This is a genomic window from Azospirillum oryzae, assembly GCF_900177515.1.
In the GTDB taxonomy this organism is placed as follows: domain Bacteria; phylum Pseudomonadota; class Alphaproteobacteria; order Azospirillales; family Azospirillaceae; genus Azospirillum; species Azospirillum oryzae_A.
The window spans coordinates 440,272-465,301 of sequence record NZ_FXAK01000001.1 but is presented as its reverse complement, the minus strand read 5'-3'; the positions used below and the strand labels follow the sequence as shown (position 1 = coordinate 465,301).

Sequence of the window (25,030 nt, the reverse complement as noted above, 5' to 3'; positions counted from 1 at the left end):
AGGGTCAGGGGTGCTCCAAGGAACCATGCGGTTCGGGATTCTCGCCTTACCCCTCACCCTCCCCACTTCGTGGGTTCCCTCCCTCTCCCGGGGCGGGAGAGGGCCATTATCACTTGTTGTAGGATGGAGGGGCCGGTTCGCCGGCCCCTTCGCATATGGGCCACATCGACAGGAGAGACCGCGATGCCGCAGCTTGTGAACGGCGTTTGGGTGAAGGGCGACATCGCGGCCAGCGAGATCAAGGGCGGCGCCTTCCACCGCGAGCCGACCCGCTTCCGCAGCTGGATCACGCCGGACGGCGCGCCGGATGCGGAGGGGAACCCCACCCTGCCGGCGGTGGCCGGGCGCTATCACCTCTATGTTTCCTACCTGTGTCCCTGGGCCTCGCGCACGCTGATCTTCCGCGTGTTGAAAGGGCTGGAGGGGGTGATCGGGCTGTCCGCCGCCGAGCCGGTGCTGAGCGAGGATGGCTGGGTCTATGCCGAGGAGCAGGACGGAGGCCCGCGCATCGACCGCTTCCGCCACCATTACAGCCTCTATACGGCGAGCGACCCGACCTACACCGGCAAGGTCTCGGTCCCGGTTCTGTGGGATCGGCAGGAGGGGCGGATCGTCAACAACGAGTCGGCGGACATCATCCGCATCCTGAACAGCGCCTTCGATCATCTGACCGGCAACCGGCTGGACCTCTATCCCGAGCTGCTGCGGCCGGAGATCGACCGCTGGAACGAGGCGGTCTATGCCAGCGTCAACAACGGCGTCTACCGCTGCGGCTTCGCCAAGTCGCAGGCCAGCTACGACGAGGCGTTCGACGGGCTGTTCGCCACGCTCGACCGGCTGGAGGGGCATCTGTCGGCCAGCCGCTATCTGGCCGGGGAGCATCTGACCGAGGCCGATTGGCGGCTGTTCGTGACTCTGGTGCGCTTCGACGCCGCCTATTTTGGTGCCTTCAAGTGCAACCTGCGGCGGATCGAGGATTACCCGAACCTGTCGGCCTACCTGCGCGAGTTGTACCAGTGGCCGGGCATCCGCGACACGGTGAAGATCGACGATATCAAGGCCGGCTATTACACCAATCCCGCCATCAACCCGACGCTGATCGTGCCGAAGGGGCCGGCGCTGGACTTCGACCGTCCGCATGACCGTGAGCGGCTGCCCGGCAAGGGGATCTGGCAGCGGGGGTGAGGGGTCATCGCCTTGCCCGTCTGGGACGGGTGAGCAGCACGCCCGCCGTTAGAAGCTGGGCCAGCGTCCAGGCGGTCGCCGCGGCGGTCAGCAGGGGCATCGACGGTATCCAGACCGCCGCCACACGGAGAGCGGCGGCGCTGGCCATCAGCGCGACGGCGACGGTGGCGGCGGGGGGAAAGCGCTCCGGCTCCGCCTCCCGCTGCAGGGTGGTGCGGATGGTCATGGCGCTGGCGAGGATGCCGAGCGCGCCGATCCCCAGCAGGTGCCAGCCGGCGGCGGGCGGCAGTTCGAACAGCGCCGCGCCAGCCACCAGGAGCCAGCCGGCGCCGAGGCAGAGATAGCCCAGATGCAGGCTAGCGATCTCCGGCTGGCGCAGCAGGCGATGGGGCTTCCAGCGGGCGAGGCGGAGGAGCGCGCTCGTCCCCGCCAGCGCGGCGCCGGCGCCACCCAGCAGCGGCAGCAGGCCGGTGGCGGCCGACAGCAGGCAGAGGGCGGCGCCGGCGATGCCCATCGCCTCCAGCCTCGGTTGGACTCGCTGCGTCAGGGTGATCCCCTGGCGGCGCAGGGCGCCGGCGGTGGCGGCGGGGATGACGCGCCCGCCCATGGTCAGCAGCAGCGTGGCGATCAGCAGCAGGCCGACCGGCTGGCCGACGCCTTGGACGAGGCCCAGTTGCGACGCCCAGAACAGTGCTTCGGCAAGCAGGAAAGCTCCGATCAGCGGGCCGAACACCGCGTTGTGGCCGCTGCGGCTGGTGCGCAGGAACGGCAGGCCGGCGACAATGAACAGCAGAACGGGATAGGCGAAGGCGAGCGGCAGGGCCAGCGCCGCCGGCAGTCCGGCCAGCAGCGCCAGCCGTCCGGCGAGCCAGGACAGGAATGCCGCCGCCAGCATCGGGCGCGACAGCCGGGTCATCAGGAAGCCGCCGACCACCGCCAGCGCATAGCCCAGCGTCATCTCGTGGGCATGGATCGCCGGGGACCAGCCCAGCGGCAGCAGGCCGCCGATCTGCGCCAGCCACAGCGGAACGGCCAGCGCGGCGAAGAGGGACGCGGCCGGATACATCAGCCGGTGGGCGCTGGCGACGGGAGCGGGCATGGTGTGGGGGCTTTCAATGGTGCTGTCAGGCGGTGGTGTAGCGCGTCATTCTGGCGGCGGCCGGGATTTCGCGCTTTGAGCCGCAACAAAGTCGTGCACGAATGGATACAGATCACGCACAGCGAGCCAGGACGACCGCCATGCCCCCGCCCCCCGATCCCGCCGTTCTGCGCGGCATGCCGCTGTTCGCCGGCCTCGACGCCGGTGCGCTGGCCGACGCGGTGGCGCTGGCGCGGCCCCGGCTGCATCCCCGCGGCACCGCCGTCTTCACCCAGGGGGAGCCGGCGGCGGCCGGCCATGCGCTGATCGACGGGCGGGTGAAGATCGTGCAGACCGGCCCCGACGGGCAGCAGGTGGTGATGCGCTTCATCGGCCCCGGCGAGATGTTCGGGACGCTGGCGATCTTCACCGACGGGCTCTATCCGGCCGATGCGGTGGCGGTGGCCGATTGCGTCGAGCTGTCCTGGCCGGCGGCGACGATGACCGAGCTGATGGACCGTCATCCCGCCATCGCCCGCAACGCGCTGTCGATCATCGGCGGCCGGCTGCGCGAGTTGCAGAACCGCCTGCGCGAGGTGGCGACGGAGCGGGTGGAGCGCCGCATCGCCCATGCCCTGCTGCGGCTGGTGCGGCAGGCCGGACGGCGGGTCGAGGCGGGGGTGGAGATCGACTTTCCGCTGTCGCGCCAGGATGTGGCGGAGATGACGGGGACGACGCTGCACACGGTCAGCCGCACCCTGTCGGCCTGGGAAAGCCAGGGCATCGTCGAGAGCGGCCGGCAGCAGGTGGTGATCCGCAAGCCCCACGCGCTGGTCGTCATCGCCGAGGATCTGCCGCCGGTGCCTGGGCGGGGGTGATCTCCGGCAGGGTTGCTGTGGCGCAAAGATCGCTTGCGGCGTGGTGGCTATGGTGGCGGCCTGTCCCCCTGTGCCGGAGCATGCGGAAATGACGGTCGCCGATATGAAGCTCGCCGATCTGACGATGGCCGAGCTGATGAGCACGCGGCCGGCGGTGGTGCCGGTGCTGCTTCGCCATGGCCTCGCCTGCCCCGGCTGCGCCATGGCGCCCTTCATGACGGTGCGCGAGGCGGCCGAGGCCTATGGGCTGGAGCTTGACGCTTTCCTGGCCGATCTTGCCGCCGCGGACGGGCGGCCCTGCCATTCGATCGAGGTCCATTCGACGGAGACCCGGTGATGCAGTACCTGGAGGACGCGGCGGCCGACTGGCCGGGCCGGTGCTGGCCAACTTGTCCGCCGCGATACTGGCGAGATGGCCATACCGCCCTTTTCGCGACACCTTCAACCGTCCGCATCTGACCCGAAGCGGTCATCGGGGATGGCGATATCAGGTGTTTCAGCCTTCGAGATCGCTTGCAATCGGGCGTCGGAACGGTTAACGAATATACAGTTGGACTGTACATCCGGTAACCGTTCTTGAAAGGCCGAGCATGACGATTGACAACAAGGAGTTGGTTCGCCGCTTCAACATCGAGGTCATTCAGAACGGCAATGAAGCCGCATTCAACGCATTGATGGCGCCGGACTTCGTCAATCACGCCGCACCCCAGGGCATGCCTAACGGTCCGGAAAGCATGTGGAACACCTTCCAGAACATTCTTCGGCCCGCCCTGTCGGGCTTGAGGGTGATAATCCATGACCAGATCGCCGAGGGTGACAAGGTCACCACCCGCAAGACAATCAGCGGGGTTCACTCCGGTACACTGGCCGGGATTCCTGCGACAGGACGTGACGTTGCCATCGACGTTATCGATATCGTGCGTGTTCAGGACGGCAAATATGCTGAACATTGGGGCGTGAACACTCTGTCGAATGTTCTTGCTGCACTGTCAAAGGCGTGATTTCAGCCTAGCAAAGCCGTTCGATAATGGGAATTGCGGCTTCAAGCGTCCGTCTATCCTCTTCGGACAGACGTTCCTCTATCAGAGCGGCGATCTTCGATGTCCGAGCTTCGCGGGAGCGAGACAATCCCTCTCGCCCCTTTTCGGTGATCGATAGAAGTTGGCTGCGCCCGTCCGCTGGATTGGGCAATCTGCAAACCAAGCCCTCGGTTTCAAGCTGAGCGGTCACCAGTCGCATACTTTGATGTCGGACATTACGGCAGTTCGCTAGTTCGGCGACACTCAACGGACCGCGTTTTTCAAGAAGCAACAGGGTTTCAGACTGAGAGGTCGTTGGCGTATCTGTCTCATTCCTCACGCTGCGTATGAATCGGCTGATAGTATCGCGCAGCCATTCTGCAAGTGCCAGCGCAGTGGCATCTTCTTCGGAGAGGGCTTTGTCGTTAATCAATTGCTTTCTCTGTCCTTGCGGAAATGCGTTGTACATTCCCAATAACCCGGGCGCAACGGAAGTGAAACAGCATCGGCCGTTATGACCGCTCCTGGCGCTTTGCGGACGTTCGGAGGCGCACGGCCGGAAGCCTGCCCCGTCCGACCGGCGCCGGTCAATACTGGTCAACCCGATCCGTGGGGCTGCGGCAACTGACAGGCTGATTGACCCTCTCCCAACTCACCGGCGTCAACCAACTCGGTCGTGTTCCTTGAAGTGGTGTAGGAGCTGCTGTGGCCGCCTGACCATCTGGCCAGACCGGCCGGAGAATCGGATGGGCGACCCGGCTCCTACACCTCGCTCAGGGGCACGATCCACCATGGCCGGTTTATTTATGTCGATAGCCGCAGGTAGAAAGTCGGCAGCACCTCCGGCAGCTTTTCGGCGCGGTCGATCACCATGACGTTGCGCGCCCCGAACATTCGGGTCAGGTAATCGCGGCCCTGCGGATCGAGCCCGATCACGAAGCAGTCGATCCCCCGCGACGCCAGCCCCAGCACGGCACGGCGGGCGTCGTCCAGCAGATAGCGGCGGTCGGCGACGTCGATGTCCGACGGTTCGCCGTCGGTCACCACCAGCAGCAGGCGGCGATGGGTCAATTGCTGCTCCAGCAGCCGTCCGGCATGGCGCAGAGCGGTGCCCAGCCGGGTGGACAGGCCGGCCTTTAATCCAGCCAGCCGCCCCTTGGCCGCGGCATCGTAGGGTTGGCGGAAGGCCTTGATCCGGTAATAGCTGACGTCCTGCCGCCCGTTGGAACGAAAGGCATGGATGGCGAAGGGATCGCCCAGCTCGTCCAGCGCCTGGGCGAACAGGGTCGCGGCCTCCCGCTCCACCGACAGCACGCTGCGTCCGACCCCGGCGATCGGATCATCGGTCGAGGCGGAGACGTCGAGCAGCAGCAGGACCGACAGGTCGCGGTTGCGGCGGACCAACACTTCGTGCACCCGCGGATCGGGAGCCTCGCCGCGGCGGTGGCTGACCATCGCGTCGATGCAGGCGTCCAGATCCATGCGGTCGCCCTCGGGCTGACGGCGCAGGCGCACCGGCCGGCTGACCTTGGCCGAGCGGACCAGCGCGGTCAGCCGGTCGGCGGTCGCCTGATGACGTTCGACGATGCGGGCGATGGCGGCGGGGTCGCCGGTCTCGGTCCGGCGTTCGTTCAGCACGACCCAGTCGGGACGGTCGATGCCGACGCGGTAGTCCCATTCCGGGTAGCGCACCGGCGGGGCGGTGATCTCCTCCTCCCCCACCGCGCGGGCGGGGACATCGGTGGCGGACAATCTGGCCGGGGTAGCGCCCTCCCCCACCTGATCGTCCGGGCGGCCGTGGTCACGCTCCTCCTGCTCGGTGCGGAAGGCCTCGAACACGGTTTCGGCATCGCTGGGCGGGGTCGGCGGCGCCTCTCCATGGTCCCACAGGCCGAGATTGTCGTCGCGGTAGGCAGGCTCGACGACGTAATCCTTGGAATTGAACTGCACCCGCATCTGGCCGAGGTCGTTGCCCAGCAGCCCGCCGATCCGGCGGCTTACCGCCGGGCTGTCCCACTCAGACTCCGCCGCGAAGAACAGGCGCCTGCCCTTGGCGACCCAGGCGTCGTCGTCGCGGTAGTCGGGGTCGATCAACGCGTGGGCCAGCCGTGCCATCAAAGCGAGCGCGGTGCCGGCGCCATTCGGCTCGGCGACGTGGAAGGGCCGCCAGACCCGCAGCAGGCCGGGATGCTCGCGCATCGCCAGATGCTCGACCCGCGCATCCTCGATCAGCGAGACCAGCGCCAGCTGCATCGGCTTCAGCCCGGCGGCCGGGAAGCGCGGTCCGGTGAAGCGCAGATGCGCCCCGGCATGAACCAGGGCGGCGCGGAACAGTGCGCCGGAGCGGCGGCCATCGACGCCGCGGAAGGTTCCGGGCATCCAGATCAGCCCGTCCGACAGGCTGACCCGCCGCGGCGGGTTGCCGGCGGCATCCGGTTTGGCATGGCGGATCGGCACCCGCAACCGCCACAGGGCGACCAGATAGGCGACCAGCCGGCGCTCGACGGAGGAGAAGGCGGTGTCTGTGGGAAATTGGCGCGACTGGTCGTCGGGCATTTGGGCTCCAGTCCTCTTTCCTCTCCCTGAAGAGGGATGGGTCAGGCAATCGCCGCGGACACGGCGGCGGAGAAGGCATCCCGCACGTCGGCATCGTCGGTGATCGGCAGCACCAGCGCGATCCGGCAGGCAGTCTCCAGCGCGATCCCCTGCGCCACCAGCCGGCCGGCATGGATCAGCATGCGGGTGGAAACCCCCTCCTGCAGTCCATGGCCCTTCAAATTGCGCGAACTTGCGGCGATGCGGACCAGCAAGGCCGCGGTGTCGGCGGCGACGCCCGACATGCAGGCGCTCTACGCCTACATGATGACGCAGCAGCCGGTGCGCAGCGAGACGCCGGCCAACACCATGCGCTTCCCCTTCAACCTGCGCCCGATGATGGCGGGGTGGAACACGCTGTTCCTCAACCGCGAGACTTACAAGCCGGACCCGCAAAAGACTGCGGAGTGGAACCGCGGCAACTATCTGGTCAACGGCCTCGGCCACTGCGCCGCCTGCCACAGCCCGCGCAACGCGCTGGGGGCGGAGAAGCTGGGCGAGGCCTTCCTGGCCGGCGGTACCGTCGATGGCTGGGAGGCGCCGGCCCTGAACGGCCTGTCCAAGGCGCCGAAGCCCTGGACGGAGGACGACCTGTTCACCTATCTGCGCACCGGCTTCTCCCAGCGCCATGGCGTCGCCGCCGGCCCGATGGCCGCGGTGGTGCATGAACTGTCCACCGTGCCGGAGGCGGATGTGCGGGCGATGGCGGTCTATCTCGCCTCCCTGGGCAGCGAGGTGGGCGGTGATGCGGTGGAAGCGCCTGCAGCCACCCCCGCCCCCGTCAGTTCCGCCAATGGAGAGCGCATCTTCAACGGCGCCTGCCAAGCCTGCCACAGCGACGGCGAAGGGCCGACGCTGTTCGGCGTCAGCCCCTCCATGGCGGTGAACAGCAACGTCCACAGCGACAGCCCCGACAATCTCGCCCGCGTCATCCTGCACGGCATCCAGAACCCGGCGACCCGCGACCTCGGCTATATGCCGGCCTTCCGCGACAGCCTGTCCGACCGCCAGATTGCGGATCTGATGGCGTATCTGCGCGGCCGCTTCGCACCCGACAAGGCGGCCTGGACCGACGTGGCGAACGCGGTGACGAGGGCGCGGGCCAATCCGGGGACGCATTGACGGGGAGGCGAGCGCCTTACGTTGGGTACGATCCACTGCCAGCCGAGCCGACCACGCTCGTTGATCATCTGGATGTGGCGGCCGCGTTGGCTGGGGGTGCTCCCGGTCGTGTCGCTCGCCACCGCGCTCGAGCGCGGCGGGACGATCACCTTGGCGTACGGGCCTTAGGCGGTTACGGCGCGGTAGACCGCTTCGCCGTCGTAGGCGCCGTCCGCCAGCATCTCGCCGGTATCGGGATCGACGGCCGCGCATTCACTTGGTTGGAAGCGGCCGGGGAAAGAGCCGAAACCCGGTGCGGTTCGGAGACCCAGCCAAACACCGCTTCACGCTCCCTGAACATTCAGCGATGGCGTGTGATCACCCAGATCGGCAAACCTATCCTTCTCCCTGGCTGTAAGCCGACGCAAGGGTGACGTCCTGCGCCGGCGTGAGCACGTCATCGACGGCGCTGAGCAGTGCGGTCTCTTCCTTCTGGATATGGAGAACGAGTCCGTCGATCAGTTGGTGTCCGAAATGGCGGAAGACCGGCCAACTTTCCTCATCGAAACCCTCACGCAGAGCCAGGGCGCACAGTCGGGCGAGGCGGCGGACAAGTGGGCGCAGAGCTTCATGGTCGGCCTCCAGGTCAGCCGTCATCTCGTAGGCGCCGGCGGTGGCGATGGGCGGGAAGAGTCCCTGTTCCTCCAATATGAAATGCCGTTCAAGGTCTTGGCCCAGTTCCTTGCCAAGGGTGGCCAGCAGAGCGCGGCCGTCCACGTCGAGAGTTGGGACGTCGTCCTCCGGAGTGCGTTGGAGGTAGGCCTCGAAAACGTTCAAGAGATCGATGGTCCGGTGGTGATCGTCGTGCAGGAGTTGGCCGGTCTGGCTATTGGTGTGCATGTCCGAAACCTTGTGAAAGGAGATCACGCGCCGGGGCGAGCCCATCCGGACTGGCGCCAGCGCTGAGGGGCGAAGCGGTCAGCGTCGCCAAGGGGAGGAGGTCATGTCGTTGCCGATGTGCCATCGCCGCTCTCATCCGCCGTTACGCGCCGGGTCAGGAATTCCAAACGGTAAGGCTGACCAAACGTGGGTCGTCGGCGTGATCCACCAGCATGCGTCGGACCCGCTCCTGCCATAGGCTGCGGAACTGCGCCGCGTCGTCCGCTGTGGCCGCGTCGGACAACACGCGCTGCAGAAGGCGAGGCATCGCTGGATCCACCGGAACGACACTCATGTCGAGCGTCGCCTGCAGGCCCACCCCCGTGTCGGTGCGGACGAAGGCCATTGCGCCTTGCATGCCGACGCTGAAGGACAGGAGGTTCCGGCGGTCGAAGCGTCCGGCGATGCCTTTAAAGCCGGTGTCTTTCGTCGCTCCGGTCAGCAGCGTGGCGACGCTGGCCATCACGCCGGCCACACCCTCGTCGGCGGCCTCACGAACGGAGACTGCAACAGCCCCGCGTTCGGGCACTTCATCGGGATACAGCTTCTCCAATGACCGTACAGTCATCAGGTAAGATCCCGCGACGGTCGGACAGGAATGGCCGGCAAGCCGCACAGCGTCGGCATATCCGTAGTGAAGCAGGCCGCCCTCGGCCGCGCCGAGGAACTCGCTCAGCGGATCGCGCACAATGAGCCGCGGCGCCGCATCGTAAAATGATGGAAAGGTCATGGTCGGACCATGCCACGACAATGCCGGCTCCTCTTTGTGCTTGCGCAAACTCCGCGCCATTCGGCGTGGACGAGACATGCGGCCGCCTGTGGCCAAGCTCACATCGGCGACGGGCGGAGTTCGTTAGGGTGATGTCATCGAGACCACCGGCCGGATGCAGAGCACCGGCCCCACCAAGGAGACCGCACCATGATCCGCACCTCCCTGCTCGCCGGCTTCGCCACCCTTGCCCTGTTCGCCGCTCCCGCCATGGCGCAGAATGTGTCCAACCTGTCGAACACCGCGGCCGGCATCGGCAATGCCGCCACTCAGAACGTCACGACGTTGCAGCGTAGCGGCGGGTTGTTCGGCGGCCCGAACATGGCGAACGTTTCGAACCTCTCGGCCGGCGTCGGCAACACCGCCAGCCAAGGCGTGTTCGTCGGCCAGCGCAGCGGCGGGCTGTTCCCCGGCGGCTCGATGGCCAATGTGTCGAACACTGCGGCGGGTATCGGCAACTCGGCGTCGCAGGACGTGACGGTGCTCCAGCGCTCCGGTGGCCGGACGCCTTTTGGCCCTCCGAACCTTGCCAACGTGCAGAACCTCGCCGCCGGCATCGGCAACGTCGCCGGCCAAGGCGCCCTTGTTCGCCAGCGCTGAGTAGCGAGTTACCCACCTCCCATCCCATGATCTTGGCCCCGCCTGGTTCATCCGGCGGGGCCGCCCTTTTGTCTTCCTCCGTCTGCGGCCGCTTTCCCCAAGGTGCGGGCAAAGCAGCAGTGATCGAGGATGTCGTGTTAGAAAGGGTGTCAACCGGCTTCCAATTTCCAGCCGGCATCGGCTTGCAATTTCCAGCCACGCTTGCGGTTGCAGAACCTGTGGGCCCCCCTGGGCAACGGACGGGGGGAGGGCTTTGGATCAGGAGCGGTTCTTGAACCGCCAGCTCTCGTTGCCGGTTTCCAGGATGTCGCAGTGATGCGTCAGCCGGTCGAGCAAAGCGGTGGTCATCTTGGCGTCGCCAGCGAACACCGTTGGCCATTCAGCGAAGCTCAAGTTGGTGGTGATCAACACCGAGGTCCGCGAGTACAACTGGCTGAGCGCGTGGAACAGCAGTTGGCCGCCACTCTGTGAGAACGGCAGGTAGCCGAGTTCGTCCAGCACCACGAGATCAACGCGGGTCAACTGGTCAGCGAGCTTGCCCGCCTGCCCGATCCGGGCTTCGGCCTCCAGCCGGTTCACCAGGTCGATGACGTTGAAGAACCGGGCACGGGCGCCGCGGCGCACGCAGTTGGCCGTAATGGCGATGCACATGTGCGTCTTGCCGGTCCCGGTTCCCCCGATGAACACGGCGTTGCGCTGGGTTTCCAGAAAGCCGCCATCGTGCAGGTCGCGCACCAGCCCCTCGTTGAGGGGACTGGCGGTGAAGTCGAACTCGGCCAGCGTCTTGGCCAGGGGCAGCTTGGCGGCGCCGAGCTGGTAACGGATCGAGCGCGCCTGCTTCTCCGCCCGCTCCGCCGCCAGCAGATCGCCCAGGATCTGCTGGACGGTGCGCTGCCGCTTCAGCCCGTCGCTCATCACCTCGTCGTAGGCGGCACGCATGCCGGCCAAGCTGAGCTCGGCCATCAGCGCCATCAGCTCATGCCGTTCCATGGCAGCCCTCCCGCACCGCGCGCAGGCGGTCGTAGCGCCCGCAGTCGGCGGCCGGCTCGATGGACAGCGTCAACGCCGTCGGCACCGCCATGGCCGGTGCCGGTGTGACGTCGTGGCGCCGGGCGAGGATGTTCAGGATCACGTCCCGGCTGTGCGTACCGCTCGCCAGTGCCTCGCGGCAGGCGACCTCCACCGCCTCCAGGCCATCGGTGAGGATGGCGGCGAGCACGCCAACGAACTGCCGGTCAGCGTCGTCGCCGCGGCCCAGGCGGGTCCGCACCGTCGCCAGGGCTGGCGGCAAATCCCAGTCCCGGAACGGCGCCCCGTTGCGCAGCGCCCCCGGCTTGCGGACGAGAACCGGCAGGTAGTGCAGCGGATTGTACCGCGTGTGGCCGTGCCCGAAAGCTCGTGGGTGCTCGGCGACGATCGCGCCGTTGAACCACACCACGATCCGTGTCGCGTAGGCGCGGACCTGCACCGGCTTGCCGGCGGCGATCGCGGCCACGCTGTAGCGGTTGCGGTCAAAGTGGATCAGGCAGGTTTTCGAGACGCTGAGCGTGGCCTCGTGGAAGCCGTCGAAAGGATCGCTCACGGTGATCAACGCCGGCCGCTCCGCCTGGAACACCTCCCACACCGTCCGGCTCCTATCCTCTGGATGCGGCGTCTGTTGGGCCCAGACGATCACCTCGTCGTGCAGGCGGTCGTTCACCTCTTCCAGCGTCTTGGCGCGCAGGCGCGGCGTGAACAGCCGCTGGCGCAAGGTGCCGACCTGGTTCTCGACCTGGCCCTTTTCCCAGCCCGAAGCCGGGGTGCAGGCCACCGGCTCGACCAGGTAATGCGAGCACATCTGGGCGAAGCGGCGGTTGAAGCGGCGCTCTTTGCCGACAAACACGGCGTCCACCGCCGTCTTCATGTTGTCGTAGATGCCGCGCTCGCACAGGCCGCCGTAGAAGGCCGCGGCACGGGCGTGGGCGTCGAACACCATCTCCTGGGTCTGGCGCGGGTAGACCGCCACGAACGGCATGCGGCTGTGGCACAGGCGGGCATGGGCCACCTGCACCTTGGTCGTCACGCCGTCCAGGATGATCCACTCTTCCGCCCAGTCGAACTGGTACGCCTCGGCCGGGGCAAAGGTGAGCGGAACGTAGGCGTTCACCGGCCCACTCGGCGGCTGGCGCTGCTTGAAGCGCTTGATGTAGCGCCGCACCGTGTCGTAGCCGCCCTGGAACCCGGCATCCTTCAGCCGTCCGAAGAGCCCCAGATAATCGAGCCGGTCACGCACCGGCCGCCGCTCGTTCTCCGTGATCAGCCGTTCCAGCTCCTCCTGGAACCCGGCCAACTTCGGAAGCGGCTGGTGCTGGCGTTCGTAGCGCGGCGCCGTCTCGCCCGAGCGCAGGTATTTCGTCACCGTCTCCCGCGACACCTTCAGCGACCGGGCAATGGCCCGGATGCTTTTCCCCTTCGCGTGCTCGCGTCGTATCCGTGCGATCGTCTCCACCGTCAACATCCCTGTCCGCCACCCTGTCGTCCAAACCCAGGGTGGTAGTCTGCCAGATCAGGGGTGGCTGGTTATTGGACGCCGATCACCCCTGAAACTGGCCCAGTGTTGCAGGCCGATGCACATCGTAATTTAGGGCGTTTAGCTTTTCCGGACGGTTGAGCGTCAACGTCGCAATCGCTCCGTTGATCTGCTTAAGGACACACTCGGTCATGATCGGACTCCTCCTCGCTGGTAAGGAGGACATGATCGTCGTCGAAGTTGCTTGAGTATACTCACTGTACGGTATACTTTTGACGCCATGCCACGATATGCGGATACGCGCGGACGGATCATCCAAGCCGCCTCCAAGCTCTTCTATGCGGAAGGCATCGGCCGCGTCAGCGTCGATGCCGTCGCCGAAAAGGCGGGCGTCACCAAGCGCACGCTCTATTACCATTTCGAGAGCAAGGATGACCTCGTTGCCGCCTATCTCGACGCGCGCGACCAGCCCAACCTGACCCAGATGGCACGCTGGTTCGCCGACGCCGAGGGCGGGACCGGGGAGAAGGTCGCGGCCATCTTCGTCAGCCTTGCACGCAGCGCGCGCCACCCGAAGTGGAAGGGCTGCGGGTTTCTGCGGACCACAGCGGAACTTGCCGCTATGCCGGGCCATCCTGCGGTGAAGTTCGGCGCACGCCACAAAAGCGCCTTTGCCTCATGGCTTGCGGAGGAACTGGAGCTTGGAGGCTTCGAAGATCCCCAAGCCCTTGCACGCCGTATCCTACTGCTGCTCGACGGCGCCTTCTCAGCATCGCTGGTGCACCGCGATGCCAGCTGGTTCGAGGACGCCGGATTCGCCGCCCGCGCTTTGGTGGAGAGCCATCCACGGAAACAAGGGGACCAGCAGGGCCAAGCCTGATCGGCGCCGGGGCTCCCCGTTCAGCGCAAGAAGGCGGGAGCCCAGGTGCGGGCAAGCCGTTTCCAGGAAAAACGCCGGACACCCCACCGCCCACGCCGCGGGCACTCGGGTTGCAGGATGCCGCTCATTAACGACCTCTGGCGGAAGCGATCCTTTTGAGCCCCGAGTCGCCATGTTGCGTGGATGCGGCGGGTGTCGTAGGTCACGCCCCCGTCTCCGATCTGGCTGCCCGCTATGCCGCACAAGGCCAGTGCCGCTCGTCGCCATCACATTCCGCGAACGAAGCGCACCGTGACGAATTGGTCTGAGATGCTGTGCTAAGCGACACGACCGAGACCGCTCCCACCCAACGCGACCGTCACATCCAGATGATCACCCAGACCGGGCGGATGAGGGGGCAGCAGACCAGCGGCTACAGCAAGAGGGCTGGCGTGGAGAGCCAAATGGCGCGCTGGAAGGGCGTCCTCGGCAAGGCGCTGCACTTCCATTCCGATCAGGCGCAGATCACCGAGGTCGCCACTGGCGTCAAGGTCCTCAACCGCATGCTCGACCTCGGACGCCCGAACTCCGTCCGCGTCGCTTGATCGCAAACGGAAATGAGGCGTCTCTTGCACCGCTCGCCTCGCCGCAACAGGGCGGACCGGGCTTTCGCCTCCGCACTGGCAGGGGAGGGGGCCGGCTGAGCGCCCCACCCTCTCCGGCGTTTGTGCTGGAGCAAAGAAGGGGGCGGTGATCCGGAGTACAGGGGGGCATGGCGATCCTGCCGCTCCCCCACAGACCAGACGGACGACGATGCCGACCACCAACTCCCACGCCACCGCCCAGGCCGAACCGGTTCTCGATCTCCGCGCCATCCCGCCCTATCAGCGCCACCAGCTGATCTTCCAGTCGGTGCAGGACCTGACGCCCGGCGACGGTTTCTCGCTGGTCAACGACCATGACCCGCGTCCGCTGCACCACCAGCTGCTGAGCCTGTTCGGCGCCGGCTTCGCCTGGGAGTATCTGCAGCAGGGTCCCGAGGTCTGGCAGGTCCGCATCTCCCGGCCCGAAGGCGCGGTGGCGACCAGCCTGCGCGTGTGCATCGACCGCAACGGCGATGTGGCGGTCACGGCGGCGGATGCCCGGCTGGGGCCGGACGGCAGCGGCGCCTCGGTTTGCGAGGTGACGGACATCCCGCCGGGCACGCTGGAGGCCGACGTGCTGTCGCTGCTGCAGGGCGTGATCCCGCCGGCCGGCGTGGTCAGCATCGCGTATGAGCGGCTGCTGGCCCGGCGCAACGGCTCCTGCTGCGGCGGCATGTGCGGCTGAGGACCTCGTTTGGCTGACGGTCAGGGTTGCGGCAACCATTCCTGTTCCGACCGGTTCTGTGTGGGGCGCTTCACCGCGTCGCACACAGAGTGCCGAATCAGGAGACAGGTATGGACCGCAAGGACGACACCGTCACGCCGCAGGACCCCCGCAGCAAATACCCGCGCCCGCCCTTCAACGGCCAGTCGCAGCCCTGGCCGGGGCTGGCCCGCGACATGGATCCGCCGCCCGACCATGGCGAGACCAGCTACAAGGGCTCCGGCCGGCTGGCCGGGCGCAAGGCGCTGATCACCGGCGGCGATTCCGGCATGGGCCGGGCCGCCGCCATCGCCTATGCCCGCGAGGGCGCCGACGTCGCCATCAACTATTTCCCCTCCGAAGAGCCGGACGCCCGTGAGGTCGTCGCGCTGATCGAGAAGGCTGGCCGCAAGGCGGTGGCGATTCCCGGCGACCTGCGCGACGAGGGCTTCTGCCAGAAGCTGGTGGCCGATGCGGTCGCGGGGCTTGGTGGGCTCGACATCGTCGTCTGCAACGCCGCGCGGCAGCAGGCGTTCCCGTCGATCCTCGACGTCAGCAGCGAGGAATTCGACGCGACGATGAAGACCAACATCTACGCCCCCTTCTGGATCATCAAGACCGCCCTGCCCCACCTGAAGCCGGGGTCGGTCATCATCGGCACCACGTCGGAACAGGCTTATGACCCGACGCCGGATTTGTATGCCTATGCCCAGACCAAGGCGGCGACGATGAATTACGTGAAGTCGCTGGCCAAGCAGCTGGCCGACAAGGGCATCCGCGTCAACGGCGTGGCTCCCGGCCCGATCTGGACCCCGCTTCAGGTCAGCGGCGGTGCCAGCCAGGAGAAGCTGAAGCAGTTCGGCAGCCAGACCCCGTTCGGCCGTCCGGGCCAGCCGGCGGAGCTTGCCAGCATCTATGTCCAGCTTGCCGCGGAGGATGCCAGCTTCACCACCGGCCATGTCTTTGGCGCGGCGGGCGGCAGCGGTCAGCCGTAAGGGGATCGGACGGGTCTGCCGGCGGCGGATTGATTGCTGCGGCGGAGCCTATCCCATGATGTCTTCGCCGGACCGACGGCGGTTGGATGGGGCGGTCCTTATTCCGGCGATGTCCGATGTCAGTTCGAAGCAGAGATCGCACCCGACCAGCAGACCCAGGCTCAGGATCGACGTGGCGGCGGTGATGCACAGGATGGTCATGGGATCGCTCCGTCCGGCGAGGTTCGGCGCCGTCCATCCGACCGGGGGTGGTTTGCGGCGTTGGAGCGATCCTGGGCGCATCCGGAGTCCGGCGCTGTGAGTGGGCCCACATTCGGGTTCAGTCCGGATCATTCCTTGAGCAACCGACGCGGTCGCAGTAAAATTCCTCCCTCGATAAGGAATTTCCTTAAAAATGAGGGATTTTTACTGTGGATACTGCACCAGTTCTAAACGGTGTGCTTGAGACCGGCCTTTATGTGGATGACCTTGCGAAGGCCCGCGCTTTCTATGAAGACGTCATGGGCCTGCAGGCGATGTTCATGGACAACCGGCTTGCCGCCTATCCGGTGGGGCCGAACAGCGTCTTGCTGTTGTTTTAGAAGGGGTCGACAGACCGGCCCCTCGAAACGCCCGGCGGGACGATTCCTCCCCATGGCGGGGGTGGAAAGATCCATTATGCCTTTGCCATTTCAGCCGATCAGCTGGAGGGCTGGCTGGCGAAACTCGCCGAACACGGCATTGCGGTCGAAAGCACCGTGTCCTGGCGAAAGGGCGCGCGCAGCATTTACTTCCGTGATCCGGACGGTCATCTCGTGGAACTCGTGACGCCGGGCCTGTGGGCCAATTACTGACAGTAGTGCGAATAGGAGTTGTTTGCGGTGGCGCAACGATGCCGCGGCCGCTCGTCGGCATGCTGGCTTCAACGCGGCCCAATCAAGGGCGGCCCCGGTTGGAGACAGCATCATGTCCAAAGTCACCGTCAGCACCGCGCTCTACCGCGATCATCATGCCAATGTCGGCCAGTTGGTCGGGCGCATCGAAGCGCTGCTCGCCTCGCGCACCGTGGAGGCGGATCCGGCGGCGCTGATCGCCGCAGTGCGGGAGTTGTTCGGCACCTTCGCCGTCCATCTGTCGCTGGAGGACAGCGCGCTCTATCCCCGGCTGCTGGCCCATCCGGATGCCGCGCTGCGCAGCACGGCGGCGCGGTTCCAGACGGAAATGGGCGATCTGCGGGGGCGTTTCGACCAGTACCGCACGCGCTGGCCCGGCCCAGTCGCCGTCGCCAAGGACCCGGCCGCCTTCATCCGCGAGACGCGGGAGGTGGTCGCCGCGCTGAAACACCGCATCGGCCGCGAGGACCGCGAGCTGTACGACCTGATCGACCGCGCCGGGCTGGCGAGTGCGGCCTGACGGCGGAGCCTTTCAAGCTTGAACTTGACCGAGGTCAATGACGTCAGGCGGTTACCGGCTTTCATGGGCGGCGGAATGACCGATGAGGAGGGAAGCCGCCCATGCGCGATCCCGATGTCGCACCGAATGTTTTCGCCTCCGATGCCCCTGCCTTCCACGAGCGCGCCCGCCGGTTCGAGACCGGGTTGAGCCGGGCCGGGCTGGGGCTGGTGCCCAAGCTGGGGCGGCGGGCCAGCGATGCGCTGCTCGCCCGGCTGCTGCGGCTGCTGGCCGAGCGGCATCCGCGTGCCTTCGAGGCGCTGCGCGAGATGCCGGACGCCCGCGTGCTGATCGAGCCGGTGGACGCGCCGGTCGCCCTGCTGATGCGTGTCGGGCATGATCTGTCGCTGCATGCCCTGCCCCGTGGGGTTGACGGTGTGGACGAGACGGGAGCCGACGCGGTGGTCCGGGGGCCTTATGCCCGGCTGCTCGACCTGCTGGAGGGGCGGATCGACGGCGATGCGCTGTTCTTCCGGCGCGAGCTGAGCATTTCCGGCGACACCGCGCTGATCCTGGCATTGCGCAACACGCTGGATGGCGAGGAGGAGATGGATCTGGTGGCCGACGCCGCCTCCATCGCCGGGCCGCTGGCCCGCGCCCTGCCGGTGCTGCGGCGCAATGCCGGGCCGGTGCTGGACCGGATCGAGGCGGCGCGCCGGCTGCTGCCGCCGCCGTTGCGGCGGGGGATCGAGCGGGTGGAGGCGCGCATCACCGGGGTGCTGCCGGGCACGAGGGCCTAAGGAATCATGGACAATTTCGAGCTGATCTGCCCGGCGGGGACGCCGGCCGCGCTGCGCGCCGCCGTCGATGCCGGGGCCGATGCCGTCTATCTCGGCTTCCGGGACGAAACCAACGCCCGCAATTTTCCGGGGCTGAACTTCACCCGGCAGGATGTCGCCGATGCGGTGGATTACGCCCATGCGCGCCGCGTCGAGGTCTATGTCGCCATCAACACCTATCCGCAGGCGGGCAATCTCGGCCCCTGGCAGAAGGCGGTGGACGATGCGGCGCGGTTGAAGGTGGATGCCGTCATCCTGGCCGATCCGGGGCTGCTGGCCTATGCCGCCAAGCGGCATCCCGACCTGCGGCTGCACCTGTCGGTCCAGGCCTCCGCCGCCAATGTCGAGGCGATCCGGCTGTACCGCGATGCCTTCGGTGTGCGGCGCGTCGTGCTGCCGCGCGTGCTGACGGTGCCGGAAATCGCCAAGCTGAACGCCGAGATCGACATCGAGACCGAGGTGTTCGTCTTCGGCGGGCTCTGCCCGATGGCGGAGGGGCGCTGTTCGCTGTCCTCCTACGCCACCGGCCTGTCGCCCAACAAGCAGGGCGTCTGTTCGCCGGCCAACCATGTCCGCTACGAGCAGCGGGGCGGCGCGCTGGCCTCCACGCTGGGCGGCTTCACCATCAACGTGTTCGGCGAGGGCGAGCAGGCCGGCTATCCGACGCTGTGCAAGGGCCGCTTCGTCGCTGGTGACGGCGCCGGGGAGGGGCCGGCCTATCTGTTCGAGGAGCCGACCAGCCTGAACGCGATGGACCTGCTGCCGGAACTGAAGGCGGCCGGCGTGCGGGCGCTGAAGATCGAGGGACGGCAGCGCGGCAAGGCCTATATCGCCGCGGTGGTGCGTGCCTATCGCGAGGCGCTGGAGAGTTTCGCCGCCGGGCGGCCGGTGTCGCACATCGATCTGCAGGCGATGGTCGAGGGCGGAACCCAGACCACCGGTGCCTATACCCGCGGATGGCGGTGAGGAGTTTTACGGAATGACTGCTTCACTCACTTTGGGGCCGGTGCTGTTCAACTGGCCGGTCGACCGCTGGCGCGACTTCTACGCCCGCATCGCCGACGAGGCGCCGGTGGACACGGTGATCGTCGGCGAGATCGTCTGCTTCAAGCGGGCGCCCTTCTTCGCCGAGGCGATGGGGGACGTGATCGAACGGCTGAGCGCCGCCGGCAAGACGGTGTGGCTCGCCAGCCCGATCCTGGTCGGCAGCGAGCGCGAACGGGCGGCGATGCGCGATCTGGTGGAGTCCGATGCCGGGCTGCCCGACGGCGGCCTGATCGAGGCGAACGACATGGGGGCGCTGGCCCTGCTGGCCGGGCGGCCCCATGCGGTCGGGCCGACGATCAACGTCTACAACGAGGCGACGCTGGGCTGGATGGCCGGGCGCGGCGCGGAGGCGGTGTCGCTGCCGGCGGAACTGCCGGCTGCCACCGTCGCGGTGCTGGCCAAGGCCGGCCGGGAACTGGGGGTGGAGACCGAGGTGCAGGTCTGGGGACGGGCGCCGCTCGCCATCTCGGCCCGCTGCTATCACGCGCGCGCCCATGGGCTGCACAAGGACGGCTGCCAGTTCGTCTGCGGCAACGACCCGGACGGCATGCCGGTGACGACGATGGACGGCCAGCCGTTCCTGACCGTCAACGGGACGCAGACGATGTCGCACGGCTGTTTGTGCCTGGCGGCGGAGATGAATGAATTGGTGGAGATGGGGGTTTCGCGCTTCCGCCTGTCGCCGCAGGCGATGGACATGGTGCGCGTCGCCGAGGCGTTCCGGGCGGTGCTGGATGGGCAGCGCGACGGGGCGGAGGTCGCCGCGGAACTGGGCGGGCTGATCGACGCGCCGCTGGTGAACGGGTTCTACCACGACACCGCGGGGGCGCTGCGGGTGGCGTGAGGGGGCGGGGGGTGCTGCGGTGGGTGCGGTGCCCCCTCCCTAACCCTCCCCCACCTTCGGTGGGAGAGGGAACTGCCGCCGCTTTGGCAGATAAGTCACGCTGACAAGCATCCTGCCCCCTCTCCCACCGAAGGTGGGGGAGGGATGGGGAGGGGGCACCCGTCGCATGCGCTCAAGCCATCACGCGATCGGCTTGCGATCCTCGTCCTCGTCCTTCAGGCCGGCCTTGAAGCTCTTGATGCCCTTGGCGAAGTCGCCCATCACGGACGGCAGCTTGCCGGCGCCGAACAGCAGGAGGACGACCAGCAGCACGATGGCCCAGTGGAACAGGCTGAAGCTTCCCATGACAATGATCCGATCTCTTTAGGCCGGCAGCCGCAGGATGCGGCCGTCGGGATGGGTGAAGCGGGCGGTGACGCCGGGATAGGCGGCCAGGATGGCCGAAACCCGATCCGCCGGCACCACCGACAGCGCGGTCGACAGCGCGTCGGCCGTCGTGGCGTCCGGTGCCTGCACGGTAACCGCCAGCCACTGGGCGGCGCAAGTGCCGCTCGCCGGGTCGAACAGGTGGGTGAAACGGCCCGCCGTGTCGAAACGGGTGCCGTATCCGCCAGAGGTCGCCATCGCGCCGTCGGTCAGTTCGACCGTGGCGGTGGTGCGGTCCGGGTTGCCGGGATCGGCGAGGCCGACGGTCCAGGGACGGCCGGAGGGGTGATGCCCCAGCGCGCGCAGCTCGCCCATGTCGACCAGCACATGCTCCAGACCTTCTGCCTTCAGCCGTTCGGTGACGCGGTCGGTGATGTAGCCCTGCGCGATGCCGTTCAAGGTCACCGCCATGCCGCCGGCGGCGAAGGCGATGCGGTCGGGCTCCACCAGCAGGGCGCGGACATCGACCAGCGCGCGGGCGGCGCGGACGGCGCCCTCCGGCGGGCCGGCGGGGTCGGCGTCCGGGCGCTCGAAATGGCCGGCATAGAGCTGCCACAGCGGCTGCACCGTGGGATCGAAGGCGCCGCCGGTGTTGCGGGCGGCGGCGGCGGCCTCGGAGAGAAGCCGCACGAGGTCGGCGGGGGGCGAGTCCAGCACGCCGTCGCGGTTGAGGCGGCGCAACGCGGAGTCGGCGCGGTAGAGGCTGAAGACACGCTCCAGACGGGCGACTTCCTCCAGGCTCAGCGCGATCAGGCGGTCGGCTTCGGCCGGGTCGGGATGGGCGATGCTCAGGCTGGCGTCGGCGCCGAGCGCCACGCCGCGCCAGACGCGGACGGGAACTCCTTCAGCGCGCAGCAGGCGGTGCGGCAGCAACGACAGGCCGGCTGCGACGGCGCCGATGGCGAGGAAGCGGCGTCTGGCCAGTGGACGGGTGAAGACGGTCTGCATCAATGCTCTCCCTCGGCCATGGTGGCGGCGGGCGGGGCGAGGATCTGGTCCTCGGGCACGTCGGCGAAGCGCAGGACCTTGCCGCCGTTGGCCTGGGCGAAGCGCTCGGCCGCCGATTTGTCGGAGAAGGGATAGGGTTCGGCGTCGCCCATGCCACCGCGGAGCTTGCTGCCGAGGACGTACCAGGCCTGGCGCGCTTCGACCCAGGCGGTCATGTCGGGGGCGGCGGGATCGGTCGCCTTGGCCACGTCGGTGACATAGATCGCGCTGATCTCCTTCGGCTCCTCCGGCAGCATGGTGAAGGCGAAGGTGTCGCGGACGGAGGACAGCCAGATCGGCCGCGCTTCCCCCTTCACCAGGATCTGGCCCTTGGGACCGGGATGGTCGGCGAGGTTCATGCCGCAGTAATGGCCGACGGCGTCGGCGGTCAGGGTGACCGGCGGCGGCGGAGCGATCTCCGCCTTCTCCTGCTTGCAGGCGGCGAGCGGCAGCAGCAGGGCGGCGGCGAGAAGGGCGGTTCGCAGGGTACGCATCAGATCTGCTTCCTCGAAAAGAGGGCGGCGGCCAGCGCCAGCGGGGCGGCGATCCAGCCGGCCATCACCGCCAGCAGAAGCGGGACCGACAGCTGGACATGGGCGGCGAGGCCGGCGGTGCCGGCGAAGGCGCTGACGCCCTTGAAGCCGGTGAGGTTGAACAGGCGGTAGGCGTCGGCCGGGTTGGCGAGCAGCAGCCAGTTCAGCGCCTCCACCCCCAGGCCGCTGCCGCTGGCGAGGATGCCCAGCAGCGCCATGTCGTAGAGCAGGACGAAGCCGAGCCACACCGCCACGGCGATGCCGGCCGCCGTGCCGCGGTCGCGGACGATGGTGGAGGCGAGATAGCCGAGCGCGGTGAAGGCGGCGCCCAACATGACGCTGGACCCGATCATCGAGGCGAAGGCGCGCCAGCTTTCCGGACCGATGGCGGTGTTGCCCATGGCGAGCGCGACGCCGGCGGCGCCGTAGCCGACCACGGTCGCCAGCGCGATCACCGCGGCATGGCCGAGGAACTTGCCGAGCAGCAGCTGCCAGCGCGCCACCGGGTAGGACAGCAGCAGGGTCATGGTGCCGCGGTCGATCTCCCCCACCACGGCGTCGAAGGACAGCAGCAGGGCGATCAGCGGCAGGAGGAAGATGGTCAGGCTCGACAGGCTGACGATGGTGACCTCGACCGGGCCGACGCCGACCGTGCCGGTGGGGATGGACCCCAGGAAGCTCAGCGTCAGGGCCAGCGCGGCCATCAGCAGGGTGGTGGCGACGACCCAGCGGTTGCGGGTCGCCTCGCGCAGTTCCTTGCCGGCGACGATCAGAAGCGTGTTCATTCGGCGGCCTCCCGGCGCAGGAAATGGGCGTACATCTCGTCAAGGCTGGGCTGGACGATTTCGATGTCGGCGACCGTGGGACCGTCGCAGGTGATGCGGCGGACCAGACCGACCTTGTCGTCGTTGGCGCAGGCCAGTTCGACCACGCCGCCGGCCAGACGGGTCAGGGCGGCGCCCTCCCCCACCCTGGCCGCGAGTGCGTCGATGTCGTCGGTCGGCAGGGTCAGGCGGATGCGCACCGGAAGCTGGGCGAGGCTGCGCAGGGTGGCGAGCGAGCCGTCGGCGACCTTGCGGCCGCGGTTCATCACCACGACGCGGTCGGCCTGCCCTTCCAACTCGGTCAGGGCGTGGCTGCACAGCAGGATCGTGGTGCCCTGGTCGCGCAGTTCGGCGACGATGGCGTAGAAGCTCTGGCGCAAGGCCGGGTCGAGGCCGGTGGTCGGTTCGTCGAGGAACAGCAGCTTCGGGCCGCCGAGCAGGGACTGGGCCAGGGCCAGACGCTGGCGCATGCCCTTGGAATAGGTGGAGACGCGGCGCTTGATCGCGGCGGGTTCCAGCCCGACCTTCTCGAACAGGGCGTCGTTGCCGCGGCGCGGGGCGCCCTTCAGCCGGGCGTAGAAGTCCAGCGTCTCCCGCCCGGTCATGTTGGGGTGGAAGGCGACGTTTTCCGGCAGGAAGCCGATTTGGCGGCGGATGTGGGAGCAGGCGGCGCTGGCCGGGTCGCCGCCCAGCACGCGGATGCGCCCCTCCGTCGGGGTGGTCAGGCCGAGCATCAGCTTGATGAGGGAGCTTTTGCCGGCGCCATTGTGGCCGACCATCGCCACGCATTCGCCGGGCGCCAGCGTCAGGTCCACGCCGCGCACCGCCTCGGTCTCGCCATAGCGCTTGGTGACGCCCTGCACCTCTGCGGTGAAGTCGGTCATGGCTGTTTCCTTTCGGCAGTCTGGACGGAACTTGGCATTGGAGGAGGCGCCATCAGCGGGGCGCTGTCGATCACGCCGCCGGGATGCAGGGCTGGGAACTGCTTCTGCGCCCAGCGGATCACCTGGACGCCGGGGCTGTTCATCAGCAGCTTGGCCGCCGGATATTCCCACATCACCCGGTCGACCACGTCGTTGGGGCGATAGGGCTCGTCGGAGATGCCGTCGCCGTTCAGGTCGAAGGCCGCATTGTCGGACCAGTAGTTGCCGCGCCCATTCTCCGACCAGTCGAGATAACGGGTGCCGACATATTTGACCTGGGTGCGGTTGCCGATGAAGGCGTTGCCGGTCAGGCTGTTGCGTTCCGACCCGGCGGTGAAATGGACGCCGATCTCGCAGCCCTCGAACCGGTTGCCGGTGAAGCGGTTCTTGTTGGCGTTGTAGATGAAGACGCATTTCCAGGTGCCGCTGCGCAGACGGTCGCTCATCGCCTCGCTGTCGCGGGGGATGTCGTTGTCGGGCAGCGCCTCGCCGCTGTCGGAGACCGCGCCGGCGAAGCTGCCTTCGATCACGTTGCCTTCGATGCGCGAGCCGTTGGCGCTGTTCAGCATCAGCCCATGTTCGCGGTCGGCCTTGGAGCGGTTGTTGCGGATCAGCAGGTTGTTGGAGAACATCACCGCATAGCCGACATTGTTCCCGATGGAGACGTTGTCGGTCAGCTCGGAATCGTTCGTGTACATGTAATGGACGGCGAACCGGACACGCTCGAACCGGTTGCCGGAGAAGATGTTCTTGCGGGACGAGGTGGTGAACAGCCCGTCGCGTCCCTCGCGCACGCTGTTGTCGAGCACGCGGGTGCCCGGCGCGTTCCACAGCTGGATGCCGTTGCCGCGTTCCGACACGCGCAGGTCGGTGCGGCCGACGATGTCGTTGCGGCGGATCAGGCTGTCGGCGGCGCCCCAGATATAGACGCCGATCAGGTTGTCGCGCAGCCGGTTGTCCTCGACCACGGCGCCGCGCGCCTCCTTGCCGAGGAAGATGCCGGAATTCTGGTCGATCAGGCTGAGGCCGGAATTGCGGATCTCGAGGTTCCGCACGGTGACGTCGGGAGCGAGCACGGTGAGCGTGCTGTCCTTGCCGTTGCCGTCGATGACGGCGCCCGGTTCGCCGGTCAGGGTGACCGGGGTGCGGACCGTCAGCGGCCCGGGATGAACGCCGGTGGCCAGCACCAGCGTATCCCCCGGAGCCGCCGAGGCCAGCGCCGCCTGCAAACTGCCCGGTGCCACCGTCACCGTGGCGGCGGCCAGCGGTTCCGTCACCAGGGCAAGTGTGACACCGAGCAGGATGGAGAGGCGGTGACGCATGGGGTGCTCTCGGAACTGTGACGAGTGCCCCGCCCGCCCC

General features: G+C 67.7%; 29 protein-coding genes and 1 pseudogene. 15 read left to right on the top strand and 15 right to left on the bottom strand.

The features are described from left to right. Positions 1-183: 183 nt before the first annotated feature. Positions 184-1,185, top strand: coding sequence for a glutathione S-transferase family protein (locus B9N97_RS02210; RefSeq protein WP_085082872.1), 1,002 nt, complete (start codon positions 184-186; stop codon positions 1,183-1,185). A gap of 4 nt (positions 1,186-1,189) precedes the next feature. Here the strand turns inward: B9N97_RS02210 and B9N97_RS02205 are convergent, their stop codons facing one another. After that, positions 1,190-2,284 carry an NnrS family protein gene (locus tag B9N97_RS02205; RefSeq protein ID WP_085082870.1) on the bottom strand — a complete coding sequence of 365 codons (1,095 nt, stop codon included), beginning with the start codon at positions 2,282-2,284 and terminating at the stop codon, positions 1,190-1,192. A 140-nt stretch (positions 2,285-2,424) separates the two neighbouring features. On the opposite strand from B9N97_RS02205, the gene B9N97_RS02200 reads away from it, so the two are divergent. The 3 genes from B9N97_RS02200 (at position 2,425) to B9N97_RS02190 (ending at position 4,142) form a co-directional block, all read left to right on the top strand. Next, complete coding sequence (locus B9N97_RS02200) at positions 2,425-3,141, top strand: Crp/Fnr family transcriptional regulator (RefSeq protein ID WP_085082868.1); 717 nt, start codon at positions 2,425-2,427, stop codon at positions 3,139-3,141. A gap of 88 nt (positions 3,142-3,229) precedes the next feature. Beyond that, the gene (locus B9N97_RS02195) at positions 3,230-3,478 is read left to right on the top strand and encodes a DUF1858 domain-containing protein (RefSeq protein ID WP_085082866.1); all 249 of its coding nucleotides are present in this window, start codon (positions 3,230-3,232) and stop codon (positions 3,476-3,478) included. 253 nt (positions 3,479-3,731) lie between these two features. After that, on the top strand, positions 3,732-4,142 hold the full coding sequence (locus B9N97_RS02190; protein ID WP_085082864.1) for an ester cyclase: 411 nt from the start codon (positions 3,732-3,734) through the stop codon (positions 4,140-4,142). A gap of 7 nt (positions 4,143-4,149) precedes the next feature. Here B9N97_RS02190 and B9N97_RS02185 read toward each other — a convergent pair whose 3' ends face one another. From B9N97_RS02185 to B9N97_RS02175, 3 genes are all read right to left on the bottom strand, one after another. Continuing rightward, entirely contained in the window at positions 4,150-4,629 is a 480-nt protein-coding gene (locus B9N97_RS02185; RefSeq protein WP_085082862.1) for a MarR family winged helix-turn-helix transcriptional regulator, read from the bottom strand. Between the two features lie 335 nt (positions 4,630-4,964). Next, entirely contained in the window at positions 4,965-6,716 is a 1,752-nt protein-coding gene (locus B9N97_RS02180) for a nitric oxide reductase activation protein NorD (protein ID WP_085082860.1), read from the bottom strand. 41 nt (positions 6,717-6,757) lie between these two features. Further along, positions 6,758-7,000 carry a CbbQ/NirQ/NorQ domain-containing protein gene (locus tag B9N97_RS02175; RefSeq protein ID WP_085082858.1) on the bottom strand — a complete coding sequence of 81 codons (243 nt, stop codon included), beginning with the start codon at positions 6,998-7,000 and terminating at the stop codon, positions 6,758-6,760. Between B9N97_RS02175 and B9N97_RS02170 the strand changes: the two genes are divergently transcribed. Beyond that, on the top strand, positions 6,957-7,877 hold the full coding sequence (locus B9N97_RS02170; RefSeq protein WP_244560505.1) for a c-type cytochrome: 921 nt from the start codon (positions 6,957-6,959) through the stop codon (positions 7,875-7,877). The genes B9N97_RS02175 and B9N97_RS02170 overlap by 44 nt on opposite strands. 375 nt (positions 7,878-8,252) lie before the next feature. Here B9N97_RS02170 and B9N97_RS02165 read toward each other — a convergent pair whose 3' ends face one another. Then, a complete protein-coding gene (locus tag B9N97_RS02165) occupies positions 8,253-8,756 on the bottom strand; it encodes a hemerythrin domain-containing protein (RefSeq protein ID WP_085083274.1) in 504 nt (167 codons plus the stop codon). 154 nt (positions 8,757-8,910) lie between these two features. Continuing rightward, entirely contained in the window at positions 8,911-9,573 is a 663-nt protein-coding gene (locus B9N97_RS02160) for an FmdE family protein (RefSeq protein WP_244560504.1), read from the bottom strand. Positions 9,574-9,714: 141 nt separating this feature from the next. Between B9N97_RS02160 and B9N97_RS02155 the strand changes: the two genes are divergently transcribed. Next, a complete protein-coding gene (locus B9N97_RS02155; RefSeq protein WP_085082854.1) occupies positions 9,715-10,164 on the top strand; it encodes a hypothetical protein in 450 nt (149 codons plus the stop codon). Positions 10,165-10,422: 258 nt separating this feature from the next. On the opposite strand, the gene istB is transcribed toward B9N97_RS02155, so the two are convergent. Both istB and istA read right to left on the bottom strand, forming a co-directional pair. After that, complete coding sequence (istB, locus tag B9N97_RS02150; RefSeq protein WP_085082852.1) at positions 10,423-11,154, bottom strand: IS21-like element helper ATPase IstB; 732 nt, start codon at positions 11,152-11,154, stop codon at positions 10,423-10,425. After that, the gene (istA, locus tag B9N97_RS02145; protein WP_085082850.1) at positions 11,141-12,661 is read right to left on the bottom strand and encodes an IS21 family transposase; all 1,521 of its coding nucleotides are present in this window, start codon (positions 12,659-12,661) and stop codon (positions 11,141-11,143) included. The genes istB and istA overlap by 14 nt, the downstream gene beginning before the upstream one ends. 256 nt (positions 12,662-12,917) lie before the next feature. On the opposite strand from istA, the gene B9N97_RS02140 reads away from it, so the two are divergent. From B9N97_RS02140 to B9N97_RS02125, 4 genes are all read left to right on the top strand, one after another. Further along, positions 12,918-13,553 carry a TetR/AcrR family transcriptional regulator gene (locus B9N97_RS02140; protein ID WP_244560503.1) on the top strand — a complete coding sequence of 212 codons (636 nt, stop codon included), beginning with the start codon at positions 12,918-12,920 and terminating at the stop codon, positions 13,551-13,553. A 314-nt stretch (positions 13,554-13,867) separates the two neighbouring features. After that, the gene (locus B9N97_RS02135; RefSeq protein WP_085082846.1) at positions 13,868-14,137 is read left to right on the top strand and encodes a hypothetical protein; all 270 of its coding nucleotides are present in this window, start codon (positions 13,868-13,870) and stop codon (positions 14,135-14,137) included. Positions 14,138-14,345: 208 nt separating this feature from the next. Continuing rightward, a complete protein-coding gene (locus B9N97_RS02130; RefSeq protein ID WP_085082844.1) occupies positions 14,346-14,861 on the top strand; it encodes a DUF2249 domain-containing protein in 516 nt (171 codons plus the stop codon). 110 nt (positions 14,862-14,971) lie between these two features. Then, a complete protein-coding gene (locus B9N97_RS02125) occupies positions 14,972-15,874 on the top strand; it encodes an SDR family oxidoreductase (protein WP_085082842.1) in 903 nt (300 codons plus the stop codon). Between the two features lie 48 nt (positions 15,875-15,922). Here the strand turns inward: B9N97_RS02125 and B9N97_RS35460 are convergent, their stop codons facing one another. Then, positions 15,923-16,075: a hypothetical protein gene (locus B9N97_RS35460; protein WP_158282005.1), complete on the bottom strand. Its 153-nt coding sequence runs from the start codon at positions 16,073-16,075 to the stop codon at positions 15,923-15,925. A 209-nt stretch (positions 16,076-16,284) separates the two neighbouring features. Between B9N97_RS35460 and B9N97_RS02120 the strand changes: the two are divergent. From B9N97_RS02120 to ubiV, 5 genes and pseudogenes are all read left to right on the top strand, one after another. Next, positions 16,285-16,707: pseudogene (locus tag B9N97_RS02120) on the top strand (VOC family protein). Positions 16,708-16,819: 112 nt separating this feature from the next. Next, on the top strand, positions 16,820-17,266 hold the full coding sequence (locus tag B9N97_RS02115) for a hemerythrin domain-containing protein (RefSeq protein WP_085082840.1): 447 nt from the start codon (positions 16,820-16,822) through the stop codon (positions 17,264-17,266). Between the two features lie 101 nt (positions 17,267-17,367). Further along, positions 17,368-18,045: a ubiquinone anaerobic biosynthesis accessory factor UbiT gene (ubiT, locus tag B9N97_RS02110; RefSeq protein ID WP_085082838.1), complete on the top strand. Its 678-nt coding sequence runs from the start codon at positions 17,368-17,370 to the stop codon at positions 18,043-18,045. A 6-nt stretch (positions 18,046-18,051) separates the two neighbouring features. Further along, positions 18,052-19,050 (top strand): ubiquinone anaerobic biosynthesis protein UbiU, encoded by a 999-nt coding sequence (gene ubiU / locus B9N97_RS02105; RefSeq protein WP_085082836.1) that lies wholly within the window; start codon positions 18,052-18,054, stop codon positions 19,048-19,050. Positions 19,051-19,063: 13 nt separating this feature from the next. After that, positions 19,064-19,975 (top strand): ubiquinone anaerobic biosynthesis protein UbiV, encoded by a 912-nt coding sequence (gene ubiV / locus B9N97_RS02100; protein WP_085082834.1) that lies wholly within the window; start codon positions 19,064-19,066, stop codon positions 19,973-19,975. A 180-nt stretch (positions 19,976-20,155) separates the two neighbouring features. Here ubiV and B9N97_RS02095 read toward each other — a convergent pair whose 3' ends face one another. Genes B9N97_RS02095 through B9N97_RS02070 form a run of 6 tightly spaced genes read right to left on the bottom strand, consistent with a single transcriptional unit; the run spans position 20,156 to position 24,990 of the window. Continuing rightward, a complete protein-coding gene (locus B9N97_RS02095; protein WP_085082832.1) occupies positions 20,156-20,320 on the bottom strand; it encodes a twin-arginine translocase TatA/TatE family subunit in 165 nt (54 codons plus the stop codon). 18 nt (positions 20,321-20,338) lie between these two features. Continuing rightward, positions 20,339-21,349, bottom strand: coding sequence for an FAD:protein FMN transferase (locus tag B9N97_RS02090; protein WP_085082830.1), 1,011 nt, complete (start codon positions 21,347-21,349; stop codon positions 20,339-20,341). Beyond that, on the bottom strand, positions 21,349-21,882 hold the full coding sequence (locus tag B9N97_RS02085) for a nitrous oxide reductase accessory protein NosL (RefSeq protein WP_085082828.1): 534 nt from the start codon (positions 21,880-21,882) through the stop codon (positions 21,349-21,351). Before B9N97_RS02085 ends, B9N97_RS02090 begins: the two co-directional genes overlap by 1 nt. Then, positions 21,882-22,706, bottom strand: a complete 825-nt coding sequence (locus tag B9N97_RS02080) for an ABC transporter permease (protein ID WP_085082826.1) — start codon at positions 22,704-22,706, stop codon at positions 21,882-21,884. The genes B9N97_RS02085 and B9N97_RS02080 overlap by 1 nt, the downstream gene beginning before the upstream one ends. Next, the gene (locus tag B9N97_RS02075; protein WP_085082824.1) at positions 22,703-23,629 is read right to left on the bottom strand and encodes an ABC transporter ATP-binding protein; all 927 of its coding nucleotides are present in this window, start codon (positions 23,627-23,629) and stop codon (positions 22,703-22,705) included. Before B9N97_RS02075 ends, B9N97_RS02080 begins: the two co-directional genes overlap by 4 nt. Beyond that, a complete protein-coding gene (locus B9N97_RS02070) occupies positions 23,626-24,990 on the bottom strand; it encodes a nitrous oxide reductase family maturation protein NosD (RefSeq protein WP_085082822.1) in 1,365 nt (454 codons plus the stop codon). The genes B9N97_RS02075 and B9N97_RS02070 overlap by 4 nt, the downstream gene beginning before the upstream one ends. Between the last annotated feature and the right edge of the window lie 40 nt (positions 24,991-25,030).